The following is a 15,588-nucleotide window of genomic DNA, read 5'->3' on the forward strand; positions in this document are numbered from 1 at the left end:
GGGGCATACGATCTGCGCGGGGCCGGGCTCGTCGTCGCCGGTGCCCGCGGGGGCGGTCATGCCGGACGGCGACGGGAGAGCGGGGCGGTATGACGATCCCAGGCAGTGAGGCGCGGCTGTACGGCGACCTCGCCCGCTGGTGGCCGCTGATCTCCCCGATCGAGGGGTACGAGGGGGACGCCGGGATCGTCACCGAGATGTTCGCGCTGGCCGAGCATCCCGTGCGCGAGGTCCTGGAACTCGGCAGCGGCGGCGGCCACACGGCGTACCACCTGCGGTCGCGGTACGCGCTGACGCTCGTCGACCTCTCGCGGGAGATGCTGGCCGTCTCGCGGGGGCTCGTCCCCGACGCCGAGCACCTGCGGGGCGACATGCGCGACCTGCGGCTCGGCCGGACGTTCGACGCGGTGCTGGTGCATGACGCCATCGACTACATGACCACGGCGGACGACCTGTCCGCGGCCTTGCGCACGGCCTACGCGCACTGCCGCCCCGGCGGCGTCGCCGCGTTCTTCCCCGACCATGTCGCCGAGACGTTCGAGCCCGTCACCGACTGCGGGGGCGGCGACGCGGACGACGGCAGCGGGGCCAGGTACCTGGAGTGGAGCCTCCCCACCGAGCCGGGGGCGACCACGGTTCGGACCGAGTACACCTTCACGCTCAGGGAGGCCGACGGAACGGTCCGCAGCGTCCACGAGACGCATGTCACCGGCCTGTTCGCGGTCGCCGACTGGCAGCGGCTCCTCGGCGAGGCGGGCTTCCACGTCTCCACGGTGCGGGAGAGCGGCGGACACGACCGCACGATGTTCATCGGCCACCGCCCCCCTGCCTGAGCCACCGAAGCCGCGTCACCCGTCTCATCACCGGGCAGTCACCGGAGGGCCGGTTCCCCCAGGTGGTCGGTTTCCCGTTCCCGCAAAAGCTTCCTCCTTGCCTCCGAGGGGCTGAGTCCCGAGGGTGGAACAGGAAACACCCTGCCCCAACCATGGAGGCGCAGTTGAGACTTCGGATGCTCGCGACGGAGTGCCCGAACAAGTGTGACAAGAAGGACTGCCCGACGTTGTATGCCACGGACAGGGGCACGCTCCTGGTACGCGGTGACCTCACCGACGAGCACGGCCTGACCCTGCCCGCGCACGAAGGTGTCGTTGAGATTCCCCTGTCTCTGATCAAGAAGGCTATTGCCGATGGTCTCGTCTGACGTGTCTCCGACCCTGGGAGAGCTGTTCGACTCGTTCGAGCGAGAAGCCTTCCGTCTGGAAACCCTGGACGACTACAGCAAGTCGGGCAGCGTTGAAGCGTACACCGCGTTCCTTGCCGGTGAGGAAAAGCCGCAGGACTACAACGCCGATTGGTTGGCGGAAGTCAGCGCCCACGTGGGTGAGGGCAGGCGCGTCTATCGCGTCCACGCCCTTTCCCGCCCGCTGACTCCGTATCTCCGATTCGAACTCGGATGGGGCTACGTCACCAACTCGTCAGCCGGAGAAGAATTCTTCATTCTCGACACCACAGAGCAGACCAGCCCTCTCGTGGGCATCGGGGACTTCTGGATGTTCGATGAGACCTTTCCCGTCACGATGGACTATCGAGACGGAGCGATGACCGGCTGCACCACGCAGGCGACGGAGCGTGCTGCCGAGTTCGTCGCGTACCGGGAGACGGCGTTGGCGTACGCTGTTCCTTTCTCCGACTGGTGGGGTAAGTTCGGGGGGTGAACAGGGGCGAGTTGGGAACGGCACTCCGGGCACTACGTGAGGTCTCAGGGAAGCAGGCCAAAGTAGTTGCCCGGAGTTCTGTCATGTCTGTAAGCAAGTTGAGCAAGATTGAAACGGGGAGACTGACTCCGTCCGTTGCCGACGTTGAGCGCATTCTCGGCGCCATTGGCGTATCGGAAGAGGTGAAATCTGAATACCTTGAGCTGGCTCGCGAAGAGCTGACAGAGGCAACGGCCTGGCGGCTTATCCAACGTATGGGCCTCCACAAGGCGCAGGAGCAGACAAGGGCACTTGAGGCACAGATGACTCTCTTGCGACTGTTCCAACCCGCTTTGATTCCTGGACTCTTGCAAACCCCCGAGTACATTCGGGCCATCCTCGGGCGTCATGGCCTGACGGAAGATGTCCTCGACAAGACGACCCAATCGCGTCTGGCGAGACAGACCGTGCTCTATGACTCCGGCAAAGAGCTGAACTTCATCATGACCGAGAACGTTCTTCGATGGCGGATTGTGTCTTCAGCTCGAATGGCTGAACAGGTGGATCGGCTCATCTCTTTGTCTCGTCTTCCTCACGTGGACATTCGAATCGTTCCTTTCGCGGTCGAGCAGAACGACATCGCCAACCATGCGTTCGTCATCCGGGATGACCGGACTGTCGCCGTTGAAACCGTCCACGCGGAAGTTGTGGTGACCGATCCCCGGGACGTTGCGCTGTATGTCGATAAGTTCGTACGTTTCGCCGACGTCTCCGTCAGCGGCGAAGAGATGCGCACCTTCCTCACCGGTCTCAGGGACGACCTTTTGAGGGAACGGGAAACCGGCTAATCGCTGGTGAAATCTTCCCTAGGCTGGGCTTGCCCCACCGGAGAAAAGGATGCAACCCCATGCCGCTCGATGTAACCGATACCCCCTCTCCCCGTCAGTCGGCCTACGCGGCGATGCGCGAACTGGACACGGCACTACGCCGACACGGCATCGTGTTGCCCTCACTGTCGGTTGACGGGCACTCGTTGAGGGTCGGTATCGGACCCCTGATCGAACTGGGGCGCGTGAACCTGGATTCCGCCAAGAAGCTGACCGACGCCCTCAACGGGGCTGCGAGCAGCGCCCGGTGAGACAGCGCATAGCTGTCGGCTTGGCTCACGTGGTTCCGGCCGTCGTAGGGCCGGAAGTCCTCGTACGAGTGGAACACGTGTGACGCCATGGGGCCACGCCCGCCAGGCCGTTGGGCGGTGTCACCCCGCCCGGGCCAGGACGGCCGGGGCTCGTGCCGGCCGTGTCCGCACCGGGATCTAGCGCCGCGTCAGCCAAGGTTCGCCCCGTCGCGACGCCCTGCACGGCACCTCGCTGCGTTGCCGCATCACCCAAGTGCGCCCAGCACGAGGGCGATCCGGTGCCTTGCGATGCACCGCACCGGACGCCGCTCCTTGACGGGCAAACCCTGACTGACGCGGCACTAGCCTTGACCCCCATGAGCACCCTGACGACGATCCACGATGTGCCGGTCTTCCTGTGCCCCTCCGAAGGGGAGCTCATCGCCGGCGAACGCGAGGCCCTGGATCTCATCGGCAACGCCTCCTACCAGGGCGCCCAGTGGGTCGTCATCCCGGTCGAGCGGTTGGACGAGGCGTTCTTCCGGCTGCGCACCCGCGTCGCCGGGGAGATCGTCCAGAAGTTCGTCAACTACCGCATGGGACTCGTCGTCCTCGGCGACATCTCCCGCCACACCGCTGCCAGTTCGGCGCTGCGGGATTTCGTCCGCGAGTGCAACCGCGGGCGGCAGACCTGGTTCCTCGCCGATGTCGAGGAGTTGGGGGAGCGGCTGAAGGGCTAGGGCGCCGACGAGTCCGCCCGTGGGCCGGTCGGCCGTCCGGCCGCGCGCCACTCCGGGGCGAGCACCGACCAGACCTCCATGTCGTGCCGCTTCCCCCGGTACGGGTAGATCTCGCGCAGCACGCCGTCCCTGGTCATCCCGAGCCGCCGGGCCACGGCGATGCTGGGCTCGTTCGCCGCCGAGACCCGCCACTCCACGCGGTGGATGCCGCGCTCCTCGATGGCCCAGTCGATGATCAGGCGCGCGGCCCGGGTCACCAGTCCCCTTCCCACCGCCGCGGGCTCCAGCCAGCAGCCCGCCTCGGCGGTGCCCTGCCCGACGTCCATCGTCCGGAAGAGGACCCCGCCGACCAGCCCGCCCTCCGTCCAGATGCCGTGGATCCGCCCGGTGTCGGCCGCGGCCTTCTCCGCGTACGCCCGGAGGAACGAACGGCTCGACTCCAGGTCCGTGACCAGGTCGGGGAGCGCGATGTGCCCCCCGATGAACTCCCGCCCCCGCTCCATGTGCGCGAGGAACTCCTCGGCCCGCCACGGTTCGAGCGGACGCAGCTCCGCGCCGTCCTCGCCCCCCAGGGATATCGCGTACATCGTCACCCTCCGCGGTCCACTCCGGCGCACGCCGCGGTGGATCCTCTCACGCCCCGTCGGCGCCCGGCCGGGCCACCCGGCCCGCGCGATACCCGGGTGCGTTCTCCCGTCCCCGGGCCCGACACTGGCCCCATGGACCAGACGCGGGAGATCGTCCGGCTGGTGGACGACGTCCTGGGCCCCGTTGCCCTCGGCACCTACCTCCACGGATCCTCGGTGCTCGGCGGCCTCAGACCGGCGAGCGACGTGGATGTCCTCGTCGTCTCGCGGCGGTCCATGGACGACCGGGAACGGCGGGCGCTCCTCGCGGGGCTGCTGGTCGTCTCGGGCTTCCCGCCCGAGGCCCGGCCGGTCGAACTCACCGTCGTCGTCCGGTCCGAGGTCTGCCCGTGGCGGTTCCCGCCGACCGGGGACTTCCTGTTCGGCGAGTGGCTGCGCGCCGGGTTCGAGGCCCACGGCCCCCCGCGGCCGGAGCCGATGCCGGACCTGGCCCCGCTGATCACGATGGCGCTGGCCGGGAACCGCCCCCTCGCCGGTCCGCCGCCCGCACGGGTCCTGGACCCCGTCCCGCACGAGGACCTGGTCCGGGCGAGCGTGGCGGGGATCCCCGAACTCCTCGGCGACCTGGACGCGGACACCCGCAACGTCCTGCTGACCCTGGCCCGCGTCTGGACCACCCTCGCCACCGGCGAGATCAGGCCGAAGGACGCCGCCGCCACCTGGGCCCTCGCCCGCCTTCCGCCCGAGCACCGCCCGGTCCTGGAACACGCCAGGGAGCTGTACCTCACCCGCCAGTACGCGGAGGAGAGCTGGAGCGACCGGCTGAGGGCCCGGGTCCGTCCGCACGTGGAGCGGGTCCTCGCCGAGATCGACCGGCTCGCGAACCGCTGAGGACCCCTCACGGCTCCCGGACGGCGAGGAGATCTCCGCGGCCGCCTGGACGGACACCGCCAGGAGCACCGTGCCGACCGGCGTGCTGGTCTCCCGCCACGACGTGACCATCCGCCGCTGGGCGGAGCGCGACCACGCCGTCGTCCACTGGACGGAGCTCGACCGCGGCGGCCACTTCCTCGCCATGGAGGCCCCGGACCTGCTGACCGACGACGTGCGCGCGTTCTTCCGAAAGGTGCGCTGACCTGGCGGCCCCACCCCTCCGCCAGGCCGGGACGGCGCCCGGCGGAGGGGGGTGAGGCCGCGAGCCGGATGGCCCGGTCTCAGCGGCGGCCGCCGCCGGTGCCCGCGAGGGCCCAGAGGTCGCCGCCGGAGCCGCAGGGCGCGATGGTCAGCCGGCTGTCCGAGCCGCCGAGGCACATGTCGCCGTTGCCCCGGTTGCGGATCCAGTGGCCGCCGTCGCCCTGCTCGTCGAGCCACCAGAGCTGGCTGTCCGACGCGCCTCCCTGGCAGGGGCCGGCGCCGACCTGGCCACCCGACGGCTCAAGACAGGACCCGCCGCCCGAGCCGGCGAGGGTGAACAGCTCCGCGCCCCCGGGCCCGCTGTCGCGCTGGCGGACCGTCAGGTTCCAGAGAAGGCCGCCGAACGAGGAGGAGTCGCCGCACTCGCCCAGGGTGGCCCCGCCACCGCCGTTCCCGAATCCGCCGGCCTTGGCGCAGCGGCCGGTCGACACGTGGTACATGACGACATTCGAGGAGTCGGAGAGGTCTCCGCCGTCGGGGGACTGGTCGTCCGGCCGGTCCCAGCCGTCGCCGGGTGGCCAGCCCTCCCACTCGTCCTGGCCGGAGTCCTCGGCCGGGGCGTCGGCCTCCGGCTCCGCCGGGGGCTCGGACGAGGTCTCGGGCTGCGGTGGGGCGGAAGGCTCCTGTGGCTCCTCGCTCGGCTCCGCCGTCTCGGTGGGGCTCGGCGGGGCCGACTCACCGTCCTGCGCGTCCGGCTGCCGGTCCTCGGAGGGAGCCGCCTCCGCGCTCGGGCCGGAGTCGGCGCCCGAGGCCCGCGTCTCCTCCCCGTCGCCGCCGCCGATGAACAGCAGCGGGGTGGCGAGCAGCGCGACCCCCGCGATGACCGCCGCGACGAGAAGCACCTTCCGGCGCCGCCCGCCTCCGGCCGCCGCCGAGGGCTCTGCCCCGGCCGCCGTGACGGCCGTGACGGCCGTCGCCACCGGCGCCGCCGCGCCGCCGGGGACGAGCGCGGCCCAGGCCCCGGCGGTGTCGGCGGCGGGCAGCGCGACGGCCCGGCGCACGTCGAGCGGCCCCGGTATCCCGTTGTCCTGCTGGGTCATCGGTTCTCCGTTTCGTCGGCGTCGGCGTCGGCGCCCGCTTCTGCGTCGGCCTCGGATCCCAGGGGTCCGGCGCAGCGGCCGGGCCAGGGGGTGTCCGCCGGGGCGGGGAGGCGGCCGACCGCCTCGTCCAGGCGGGCCAGCACGGCCTCGTCGCTCGCGTCGTTGTTGTGGGGCCCGCCGCCACCGGGCGTGGGCGCGCCCGGCGCGCTCAACTCGCGGGCGAGGGTGAGGGTCGCGCCGCCCGCGTCGCGAACGGCCAGCACGCGGAACGGCGTTCCCGGCGCGAAGACCACCTCCTCGCCGCCGCCGTCGAGCAGCCGCGTGACGTTCCGCCCGGAGACGGACCACAGCGCGAGGCGGTCCCCGCCGGGGGCGGGTGCCTCGTGCGCCGCGAGACCGCTGACCGGCGCGGCGTCCACCACCGTCACCCCGGGCGCGAACCCGCCCCCGGCGCGGCTCGCTCCGGCGCGCAGGACGAGACCCGCGTGCACGGGCAGCCGTTGCAACGCCGAGGCCACGCAGGCGCCATAGGCCCGCAGCGCCTCGTCCTCGGTCCCGGCGCGCAGGGCGCGGGCCAACGTGGCGTGAGCGAACGGCTCCTGCTCGGCGCCGAGGTAGAGCCGGAGCGCGATCAGGTCGGCGCGGGCCGCCTCCCGCTCCTTGCCGCGCAGCGTCTGCATCCGGGCCAGCAGCGGCTCGACGGCGGCCCGGTGCCGTCGCCAGGCGCCGTCCGCGAACGCGCGGAACGCGGCCCGCTCGGCGTCGTCGCTGCGCCGCAGCACGGTGCCGGGCGGCACCCGGCCGGGCCCCGCCGGAACGGTGCGCGGCTCCGCGGGCTCCGCCGGGCCGTGGCCTGCGGGGGCCTGCTCCGGCACGCTCCGGGGCTCGCCCGCGTCGGGTGCGTCCGGTCGCGCCGGAACGGCGCGCGGCTCCGTGGGCCCGGCGGACTCCGCGGGCTCCGCCGGGTCTTGGCCCGCCGGGGCCTGCTCCGGCTCGCTCCGGGGCCCGGCCGCGTCGCCCGCGTCGGCCGCGTAGCCCGCGTCCGGTGCGTCACCGGCGTCAGCCGCCTCGGGTGCCGTGCGGGCCGTGCCCATCTGCGCGCGGCGGCCCTGGGAACCGAAGTGCAGGGAGCGCAGCCCGTAGTCGGTGGCCAGGCGGCGCGGCTCCACCTCGCCGTTCTTCGGGGTGCCGTGGACCAGCAGGGCGGCGCGTCCGCGGACGTCGGGGGGGAGTTCGCCGAGGAGCTGGGCCAGCAGCGGCCACACCGACGGGTCCAGCTTCTGCCCCGGCCTGCCGACCTCGATCGCGGGTCCCTCGGGGGCGACGGCCTCAGCGGTGGCCGCGGGCCGCGCGCCCTTCGCGGCGCGGACCCAGAACCCGGCCCGGGTGACGGTCGCCTGCCAGCGGGCGGAGAGCGGGAAGTCGCCGTGCTCGGTGGCGTCCCGGCCGGCGAACGGCGAGGACCAGTCGAGGAGGCCGGGCGCGGGCGCCTTGGCGCCCTTCCGGGCCGGGCGGCACAGGACGGCGCCGACGAACGGGTGCCACCGCGGCAGCCCGTCCTCGCCGACCGGGGCGGCCGCCGCCCCTGCGCCGTCCGCCCTGAGCACCGGAACGCCGCTGAGGACCACGACCTCGTGGCGGCGCGCGTCGGCGACCGCCTGGCCGAGGGCGAGCAGGTCCCGCCGCCCGCCGGGGACGAGGCGGAGGGCGGCCCCGGCCTGCTCGGGAAGCGCGTCGAACACGGCCAGCACGTCCCGCACCGGCACGTCCTCGCCGCCCGGCACGCCCACCACCAGCGCCGGGCCCGCCGGCTCGACCGGGATGGACAGGCTCAGGCTCCCCGGGCGCACGGACTCCGCGCCCGGCGGCCGGATCAGCAGGCCCGCCGGCAGGTGCTCGACGAGGCTGCCGCCCGGCACCTGGGCGGGCACGCCGTCCAGCGCCTCGCTCCACGGCGGGACCGGCAGTCGCGGCCCGAGGTCAACGGGCTCGGCGCCCGGGACGAAGCGGCGCCAGCCTGCCCGCTCGCCGCAGGAGAAGAGGGTTCCGCCGGGGACGGCGAGCAGGTTGCCCACGGGGGCGGTGACCTCGATCCGCCACGCCTCGGCGATCCACCGGGCGACGGGCGGCCGGTCCGGGAGATCGGCGCCGGTGCCCGACATGGCCAGCCGGACCGCGGTCACGCCGCGTTCGCCGAGGCCGTCGAGCACGGTGCCGAGGTGGCTCCAGAGTTCGCCTGCCGCGGTGGCGCGCGGGGAGACGAGCACGGTGACCGCCTGCGCGCCGGGGTCCGGGGTCCGGGCCAGCGCGGCGACCTCGGCGGCGTCGGCCGGGGTGAACGCGTCGTCCTGCGGGGAACGGATCAGCAGCAGGCCGTCCCGCTCCTGGGTGAGCAGGGCCGGTTGTGGGGGGACGGTGGGCTCCGGCGGGGACGCGTCGCGCCCGCGGGCCTCGTCGGCCCGGCGCGGGCGGGCGGTGGTCCGACGACTCACAGATGTACTCCGATGGTGGGGCGGGAACCGGCCGCCGGGGCGGGGTCGGCCCCGCGCGTGGACGGGGCCGGAGGCGCCGGGTGGGGGGCCTGCCGGACACCGTCGAGGACGGGCGGCACGGTGGGGAGGATGGTAATGCGTCCTTTCCTCGATGCGCGGGGAACACGGACGTGCGCGGGCCCCGCGGCCAAGCGCCGGTCGGCTGCCGACCGTTGCGGCGGACCTCGACCGGGAGTCGTTCCGGACGGCACGCGTGGGCTTCGCGGTCCGGGAAGCCCGAAGCGTAGCGGATGGGTGATCCCGGTGTTCAACTCCGGTACGGGGAACGGCCTTCCCGCGCAGCACGCGCCCGGCCGCGTCCAACGAACGGGCGGCGGGGGCCCGTTCGCCGGCGTGTCCTGGCAGGTGAGCCGGTCGGCCGCGCTCCGCCCGAGCCCCCGGACCCGGCCGGGTCCTCACCCCCCGGCGTCACGCCTCCTCGCGCGGCGCCCCCGGCACCGCACGCCCCGGCCCGGGGGCCCGTGGCCGTACGCCGCCGTACGCCTCGGGCTCGGGCAGGGAACGCAGCAGGAGCCAGGCCAGGGCGGGCAGCGCGATCAGCGGCGCGAGCGCGGCGCGCAGCGAGGTCGCGTCGGCGAGGGCCCCCAGGGCGGGGGCGGCGAGGCCGCCGACGCCCACGGCCAGGCCCAGGGTGACGCCGCTCGCCGTGCCCACCCGGCGGGGAAGGTAGTCCTGGCCGAGCGTGATGTGCAGGGAGAACGGCACGTACAGGCCCGCGGAGGTCAGGGCCACGCACAGGAACAGCACCGGCCCGGGGACGAGGACCACGCCGGCGACGGCCGGGACCGTCAGCGCGTAGGACCACCGCACGACCCGGACCCGGCCGAAGCGGGTGGCCAGCCTCCCGCCCGCCACGGTGCCCACCGCGCCGCCGAGATAGAGCACCAGCAGCGCCACCGTCCCCGCGACGTCGCCACCCCCGACGCGCTGCCGCGCGTACAGGGAGATGAAGGTGCTCAGGCCGACGAAGACGACCGAGCGGCACACGATCGCCCCGCTCAGCGTGGCGAACGAGGCCCAGCCGTTCCCGCGCCCGGCGGGGCCCGCGCGCCCGGCGGACGGTGCGGCGGAGGAGGCCCCGGCCGCCCGCACGGCGATCACGCACAGGGCCGCGCCGACCAGGGAGGGGACGACCAGCAGCGGGGTCGCGGCCAGCGAGCCGGGTGCGACGACGGCGGCGACCAGCACGGGGGCGGCGGCGAAGCCGAGGTTGCCACCCAGGGAGAACCAGCCCATGGCCGGGTGGCTGCCGCGGCTCGCGACGCGGGCCACGCGCGCGCCCTCCGGGTGATAGGCGGCCACGCCGACCCCGGACAGCGCCATCGCGGTCAGGGTCAGGGCGTAGGAGTCGCCGACCCCGCTCAGCGCCACGCCCGAGCCCGCAAGCACCGTGGCGGCCGGCAGCAGCCAGGGCATCGCCCACCGGTCGGTGAGCACCCCGAACAGCGGTTGCACCACCGAGGACAGCAGGGAGGCGGCCAGCACGATCCCCGAGACCGCCGCGTACGAGTAGGAGCGCTCGGCGACGAAGAACGGCACCAGCGCGGCCACCGCCCCCTGGTACACGTCGACGCAGGCGTGGCCGGAGGACAGCAGCGTGATGGGCCCCGCGCGGTGGGCCCGGCTCGTTGGCATGCCCCGATCCTCGCCACCGCACCGGCCGTCGCGCTTTCGATAAGATGCCGATGTATGCCGGAAATCCGCCACACCCCCCAGGCCCCCACCCGCGCCCGCGTCCTCGCCGCCGGGGAGAGCATCGACGCCCACCGCCACGACGACCACCAGATCGTCTACGCGGGCTCCGGCGTCGTGGCCGTCACCACGGACGCCGGCACCTGGTTCGCGCCCGGCACGCGGGCCATCTGGATCCCCGCCGGCTGCGTCCACGCCCACCGCGCGCACGGTCACCTCGACCTGCGCCTGCTGGGCCTGCCCGCCGACACCAACCCCCTCGGCCTGGACGCGCCCACCGTCCACGCGGTCAGCCCCCTGCTGCGCGAGCTCCTTCTCGCCTGCACCCGCGACCCCGGCGAGCGGAGCGCCGAGCGCGACCGGCTGCGGGCCGTGCTCCTGGACCAGGTGCGCGCCTCGCCCCAGCGGCCGGTCCACCTGCCCACGCCCGCCGACCCCCGCCTCGCGGCCGTCTGCGACGCGCTGCGCGAAGACCCCGCGGACTCCCGGACGCTGGCCTCGTTCGGCGCCGCGACCGGCGCCGGGGAACGCACGCTCAGCCGCCTCTTCCGCACCGAACTCGGCATGTCGTTCCCCCAGTGGCGCACCCAGCTCCGCCTCTACCACGCCCTGAGGATGCTGAGCGAGGGCATGCCCGTGACCACCGTGGCCCACCGCTGCGGCTGGTCCTCCACCAGCGCCTTCATCGACGTCTTCCGCCGCGCCTTCGGCCATACGCCCGGCACCCACCACCGCGGGACCTGAGACCGTGCACGATTCTTGACGTGGACATAACCTCGGCGCAATGCTGGGAGCGCTCCCACTCTCTCGCCCGCCGCCCCTCCCTGGTGCTGTCCGTGGTGACCGCCCTCCTCGGGGGCCTGCTCAGCGCCGCCACCGGCCCACTCGCCGCGGCGGAGGAGACCGCCGCCGCCGTCCTCTACGAGGCCGAGGACGGCCAACTCGGCGGCGTCGCCGTCGAGTCGTCCGCGACGGGCTACTCCGGCACCGGCTATGTCACCGGCTTCGACGCCGCCGAGGACTCCGTCACCCTCACCGTTCCCGACAGCCCCGGTGGCCTGCACGACCTGACGCTCCACTACCGCGGCCCCTACGGCGAGAAGGTGACCTCGCTGCGCCTCAACGGTGCGGGCGCGGGCGACGTCACCCTCCCCGCCACCGACACGTTCAGCACCGTCCCCGCCGGCCGGGTGCTGCTCGAAGAGGGCGACAACACGATCAGCATCGTGAGCAACTGGGGCTGGTACGAGATCGACGCCATCAGCCTGAGCCCCACCCCGCCCCGGCCGCCGCACCAGGTCTCCGGCGTTCCCGTCGACCCGCAGGCCACCCCGGAGGCCCGCGCGCTGCTGGGCTACCTCGCGGACGGCTACGGGGAGCACATCCTCAGCGGCCAGCAGGACATGGCCTCCCTCCGGTGGGTGGAGGACAACGTCGGCCGCACCCCGGCCATCGCCGGGCTCGACATGATGGACTACTCCCCGAGCCGCGTCGAGCGCGGCACCACCTCCACCGAGGTCGAGAACGCGGTCGCCTGGGACGAGCGGGGCGGCATCACCACCTTCGTCTGGCACTGGAACGCGCCCACCGGCCTCATCGACGAGCCGGGCAACGAGTGGTGGCGCGGCTTCTACACCGACGCGACGACGTTCGACGTGGCCGAGGCGCTCGCCGATCCGGAGTCCGAGGAGTACGGGCTGCTGCTGCGCGACATCGACGCCATCGCCGTGGAGTTGCTGCGCCTCCAGGACGCGGGCATCCCGGTGCTGTGGCGCCCGCTGCACGAGGCCGAGGGCGGCTGGTTCTGGTGGGGGGCGCAGGGCCCCGGGCCGGCCAAGGAGCTGTGGCGGCTGATGTACGAGCGGATGACCGGGGTCCACGGGCTGCACAACCTGATCTGGGTGTGGAACTCCGTCGACCCCGAGTGGTACCCGGGCGACGACGTCGTCGACATCGTCAGCGCCGACTCCTACCCGGCGACCGGGGACCACGGGCCGGTGAGCGCCACCTACGAGCGGCTGGTCGGCCTCGTCGGCGACGAGAAGCTCGTCGCCCTCACCGAGACCGGCTCCGTCCCCGACCCGGAGCTGCTGCGGACCTACGAGGCGGACTGGGCCTGGTTCACCACCTGGAGCGGCGAGTTCATCGACGACGGCGTGCACAACCCCCTGCCGTTCCTTCAGCGGGTGTACGACGACCCGGGCGTCATCACGCTGGACGAGCTCGGCGACTGGCGCTCCCACGACCCCGCCGCGCGCCCACGCGCGAGGAACTGAGCCGACGGGGGAGCGGCCTCGACGCCGGGGCGCGACGGGTGTCCGCCCCCTGGACGCCGATCATCGGATCACTCGAAGATTGCTCTCAGGCTACGTGACCGCGAGTCCAACCGGCCCGAGAGAGGCGTTCCCCCATGACGCACGCGGACGACGACGTCGGCACCCCCGCCCCCGCCGAGGCGCCCTTCCCCATGAGCGGCCGTCACCTGCCGCTGCCCGAGGTGAGAACGCTGCCGGCCCCGCCGCGGGAGCTCTGGCGGATCATCGGCCCCGGCGTCGTCGCGGCCGGAGTGGGGCTGTCCTCGGGGGAGTTCATCCTCTGGCCGTACATCGCCTCCCAGGCCGGGCTGGTCTTCCTGTGGGGAGCGGTCGTCGGCGTCATCACCCAGTGGTTCATCAACATGGAGATCGAGCGCTACACGCTCGCCACCGGTGAGACGGCCATCACCGGGTTCAACCGCTACTGGCCGCACTGGGGCGCGGTGCTGGTCGGGCTGACATACGCGGCGAACCTGTGGCCGGGCTGGGCCACCAGCTCCGCCACCATGCTCTCCTACGTCTTCGGCGGCGACCCCACCGTCATCGCCGTGGGTTTGCTGCTGCTCATCGGCGCGATCCTCACCCTCGCCCCCGTCGTGTACACCGCGCTGGAACGGCTGCTGTTCGTCAAGGTCGCGCTGATCGGCGGGTTCTTCGTGCTGGCGGTGTTCCTGGCCATCAAGGCGTCGAGCTGGAAGGAACTGCCGGACGCCGCCACCCACGTCGGCCAGTTCCCCACGGAGCTCGGCGTCGCGGTGCTGATGGGGGCGCTCGCCTACGCGGGGGCCGGCGGCGGGCAGAACCTGTGCCAGAGCAACTGGATCCGCGACAAGGGCTTCGGCATGGGTCACTACGTGCCCCGGCTGGTCAGCCCGGTGACCGGCAAGGAGGACGCCGCCCCGGGCTCGAACGCGGGATACGTGTTCGTCCCGGAGGGGGAGAACCTCGTGCGGTGGAAGCGCTGGTGGCGCTTCGCCAACGTCGAGCAGGCCGTGACCTTCGGCCTCACCACCGTGGTGACCATCGTTCTCGCCTCGCTGCTGGCGCACTCCACGCTCTTCGGCATGCCGGGTCTCTCCAACAGCGTCGGCTTCGTGCAGGAGGAGGGCGAGGCGCTCCAGTCCCAGGTCGGCGACTGGTTCGGCGTGCTGTTCTGGCTGATCGGGGCGTTCGCCCTGTTCAGCGCGGCGACCGGCATCGTCGACTACACCAGCAGGCTCGCCGCCGACATGCTCAGGTCGACGTACCTGCGCGGCTCGCGCCACTCCGAGAGCCGGCTGTACTTCTGGCTCGTGTGGGGGCTCGTCGCCGCCGGTGTCGCCGTGCTGGCGCTCGGGCTCGACCAGCCGCTGGTCCTGCTGGTGGTGTCCGCCTGCGTGGCCGGACTCATGATGTTCGTCTACTCCGGCCTGCTGCTCCACATGAACCGCAAGGCGCTGCCCGCGCCGTTGAAGGTGCGCGGCTTCCGGGCGGCCGTCCTGGTGTGGTCGATCGGCCTCTTCGGGGTGCTCTCCGTCCTGACCGTGCGCCAGCAGATCGACCTCCACTTCTGACCTCGCCGAAAGCTGGTCGGCGAGCGGGCGTTCATGCCGTAGAGTGGTCCTCACGACGCGGGGTGGAGCAGCTCGGTAGCTCGCTGGGCTCATAACCCAGAGGTCGCAGGTTCAAATCCTGTCCCCGCTACGAGATGAAGGCCCGGACCTCACGGTCCGGGCCTTCGTCGTGGTCCGGGCCTTCGTCGTTCCCCCGGTCTCACGCGGGGCCGGGTACGCGCTTGATTAGGTATGCCTTACCTTAGTGCGCGTGACAGTGAACTCAGCGGACGCCGCCTCGGCGGCGATGTGGGCGGAGGACGTGCGGGCGGGCTACCGCGGCACGGCCGTCGTGAACGACGCCTCGGTCCGGCTGACCGCCGGGCGCGTGACCGCGCTCATCGGCCCCAACGGCAGCGGCAAGTCGACGCTGCTGCGCGCCATGGCCGCCCTCCATCCCACGATGGCGGGGCGGATCGACCTCGCGGGGGAGGTGCCGGTCCGGGACCTCGCCCCGCGCGAGCTCGCGCGGCGCGTCACCCTCCTGTCCCAGGCGCGGCCCACCCCGGGCGGGGTGACCGTGCGCGAGGTGGTCGAGTACGGCCGCCACCCGCACCGCCCGCGGTGGGGCTCGGGGGACGCCGGGGGACCCGAGACCGTCCGGCGGGTCATGGCGATGACCGGCGTGAGCGAACTCGCGCTCCGGCCCGTGGACAGCCTGTCGGGCGGGCAGCTCCAGCGCGTCTGGCTCGCCAGCTGCCTCGCCCAGGACACCCCCGTGCTGCTGCTGGACGAGCCGACCACGTTCCTCGACCTGCGCTACCAGGTGGAACTGCTCGACATCGTCCGCGACCTGACCGACCGCGAGGGCATCGCGGTCGGCCTCGTCCTCCACGACCTCGACCAGGCCGCCGCGGTGGCCGACGACGTCGTGCTGCTCGTCGGCGGCCGGGTGGTCGCCACCGGGCCGCCGGCCGAGGTCATGACCCCCGACCTCCTCACCCCCGCCTACGGCATCGACGTCGATGTCCACCGCGACCCCGCCTCCGGCCTCATCCACACCCGGGCCCGCGCGCGCCACCACGGGCGCCTCAGATCCCGGTAGAACCCGCACCACCCCACATC

16 protein-coding genes and 1 tRNA gene are annotated in these 15,588 nt (G+C 73.2%); 13 read left to right on the forward strand and 4 right to left on the reverse strand.

Annotated elements, in window-relative coordinates; all coding sequences use genetic code 11:
• Positions 1 to 89: 89 nt before the first annotated feature.
• The 6 genes from ADY01_RS20795 (at position 90) to ADY01_RS20820 (ending at position 3,551) form a co-directional block, all read left to right on the forward strand.
• Entirely contained in the window at positions 90 to 833 is a 744-nt protein-coding gene (locus ADY01_RS20795; protein ID WP_053171038.1) for a class I SAM-dependent methyltransferase, read from the forward strand.
• 176 nt (positions 834 to 1,009) lie between these two features.
• On the forward strand, positions 1,010 to 1,201 hold the full coding sequence (locus tag ADY01_RS20800) for a hypothetical protein (RefSeq protein ID WP_049575767.1): 192 nt from the start codon (positions 1,010 to 1,012) through the stop codon (positions 1,199 to 1,201).
• A 1-nt stretch (position 1,202) separates the two neighbouring features.
• Entirely contained in the window at positions 1,203 to 1,715 is a 513-nt protein-coding gene (locus tag ADY01_RS20805) for a DUF6879 family protein (protein WP_420715729.1), read from the forward strand.
• Entirely contained in the window at positions 1,712 to 2,542 is an 831-nt protein-coding gene (locus ADY01_RS20810; RefSeq protein ID WP_078900457.1) for a helix-turn-helix domain-containing protein, read from the forward strand. The genes ADY01_RS20805 and ADY01_RS20810 overlap by 4 nt, the downstream gene beginning before the upstream one ends.
• Before the next feature lie 59 nt (positions 2,543 to 2,601).
• Complete coding sequence (locus ADY01_RS20815) at positions 2,602 to 2,832, forward strand: hypothetical protein (RefSeq protein WP_049575734.1); 231 nt, start codon at positions 2,602 to 2,604, stop codon at positions 2,830 to 2,832.
• Between the two features lie 356 nt (positions 2,833 to 3,188).
• Entirely contained in the window at positions 3,189 to 3,551 is a 363-nt protein-coding gene (locus tag ADY01_RS20820; RefSeq protein WP_049575736.1) for a DUF4180 domain-containing protein, read from the forward strand.
• Here ADY01_RS20820 and ADY01_RS20825 read toward each other — a convergent pair.
• Positions 3,548 to 4,138, reverse strand: coding sequence for a GNAT family N-acetyltransferase (locus ADY01_RS20825; RefSeq protein WP_049575739.1), 591 nt, complete (start codon positions 4,136 to 4,138; stop codon positions 3,548 to 3,550). The genes ADY01_RS20820 and ADY01_RS20825 overlap by 4 nt on opposite strands.
• A 132-nt stretch (positions 4,139 to 4,270) precedes the next feature.
• On the opposite strand from ADY01_RS20825, the gene ADY01_RS20830 reads away from it, so the two are divergent.
• Positions 4,271 to 5,029, forward strand: coding sequence for an aminoglycoside adenylyltransferase family protein (locus tag ADY01_RS20830; RefSeq protein WP_049575742.1), 759 nt, complete (start codon positions 4,271 to 4,273; stop codon positions 5,027 to 5,029).
• Positions 5,030 to 5,099: 70 nt separating this feature from the next.
• Positions 5,100 to 5,273: an alpha/beta fold hydrolase gene (locus tag ADY01_RS37250; protein WP_420715730.1), complete on the forward strand. Its 174-nt coding sequence runs from the start codon at positions 5,100 to 5,102 to the stop codon at positions 5,271 to 5,273.
• Positions 5,274 to 5,352: 79 nt separating this feature from the next.
• Here the strand turns inward: ADY01_RS37250 and ADY01_RS20835 are convergent, their stop codons facing one another.
• From ADY01_RS20835 to ADY01_RS20845, 3 genes are all read right to left on the reverse strand, one after another.
• Positions 5,353 to 6,372 (reverse strand): RICIN domain-containing protein, encoded by a 1,020-nt coding sequence (locus tag ADY01_RS20835; RefSeq protein ID WP_049575744.1) that lies wholly within the window; start codon positions 6,370 to 6,372, stop codon positions 5,353 to 5,355.
• Positions 6,369 to 8,864 (reverse strand): hypothetical protein, encoded by a 2,496-nt coding sequence (locus ADY01_RS39230; protein ID WP_049575747.1) that lies wholly within the window; start codon positions 8,862 to 8,864, stop codon positions 6,369 to 6,371. Before ADY01_RS39230 ends, ADY01_RS20835 begins: the two co-directional genes overlap by 4 nt.
• A gap of 468 nt (positions 8,865 to 9,332) precedes the next feature.
• The gene (locus tag ADY01_RS20845; protein ID WP_049575751.1) at positions 9,333 to 10,559 is read right to left on the reverse strand and encodes an MFS transporter; all 1,227 of its coding nucleotides are present in this window, start codon (positions 10,557 to 10,559) and stop codon (positions 9,333 to 9,335) included.
• Positions 10,560 to 10,613: 54 nt separating this feature from the next.
• Between ADY01_RS20845 and ADY01_RS20850 the strand changes: the two genes are divergently transcribed.
• The 5 genes from ADY01_RS20850 to ADY01_RS20870 all read left to right on the forward strand — a co-directional run bounded on the left by ADY01_RS20850 (position 10,614) and on the right by ADY01_RS20870 (position 15,568).
• Positions 10,614 to 11,360, forward strand: a complete 747-nt coding sequence (locus tag ADY01_RS20850) for an AraC family transcriptional regulator (protein ID WP_049575755.1) — start codon at positions 10,614 to 10,616, stop codon at positions 11,358 to 11,360.
• A 20-nt stretch (positions 11,361 to 11,380) separates the two neighbouring features.
• Positions 11,381 to 12,892 (forward strand): glycosyl hydrolase, encoded by a 1,512-nt coding sequence (locus ADY01_RS20855; RefSeq protein ID WP_234320334.1) that lies wholly within the window; start codon positions 11,381 to 11,383, stop codon positions 12,890 to 12,892.
• A gap of 134 nt (positions 12,893 to 13,026) precedes the next feature.
• Positions 13,027 to 14,484, forward strand: a complete 1,458-nt coding sequence (locus tag ADY01_RS20860; protein ID WP_049575758.1) for an Nramp family divalent metal transporter — start codon at positions 13,027 to 13,029, stop codon at positions 14,482 to 14,484.
• A gap of 56 nt (positions 14,485 to 14,540) precedes the next feature.
• Positions 14,541 to 14,614, forward strand: a tRNA-Met gene (locus tag ADY01_RS20865).
• 156 nt (positions 14,615 to 14,770) lie between these two features.
• Positions 14,771 to 15,568, forward strand: a complete 798-nt coding sequence (locus ADY01_RS20870) for an ABC transporter ATP-binding protein (protein ID WP_049575762.1) — start codon at positions 14,771 to 14,773, stop codon at positions 15,566 to 15,568.
• The last annotated feature ends 20 nt before the right edge of the window (positions 15,569 to 15,588 follow it).

This window comes from Streptomyces sp. SBT349 (genome assembly GCF_001083795.1).
Lineage (GTDB): Bacteria > Actinomycetota > Actinomycetes > Streptomycetales > Streptomycetaceae > Streptomyces.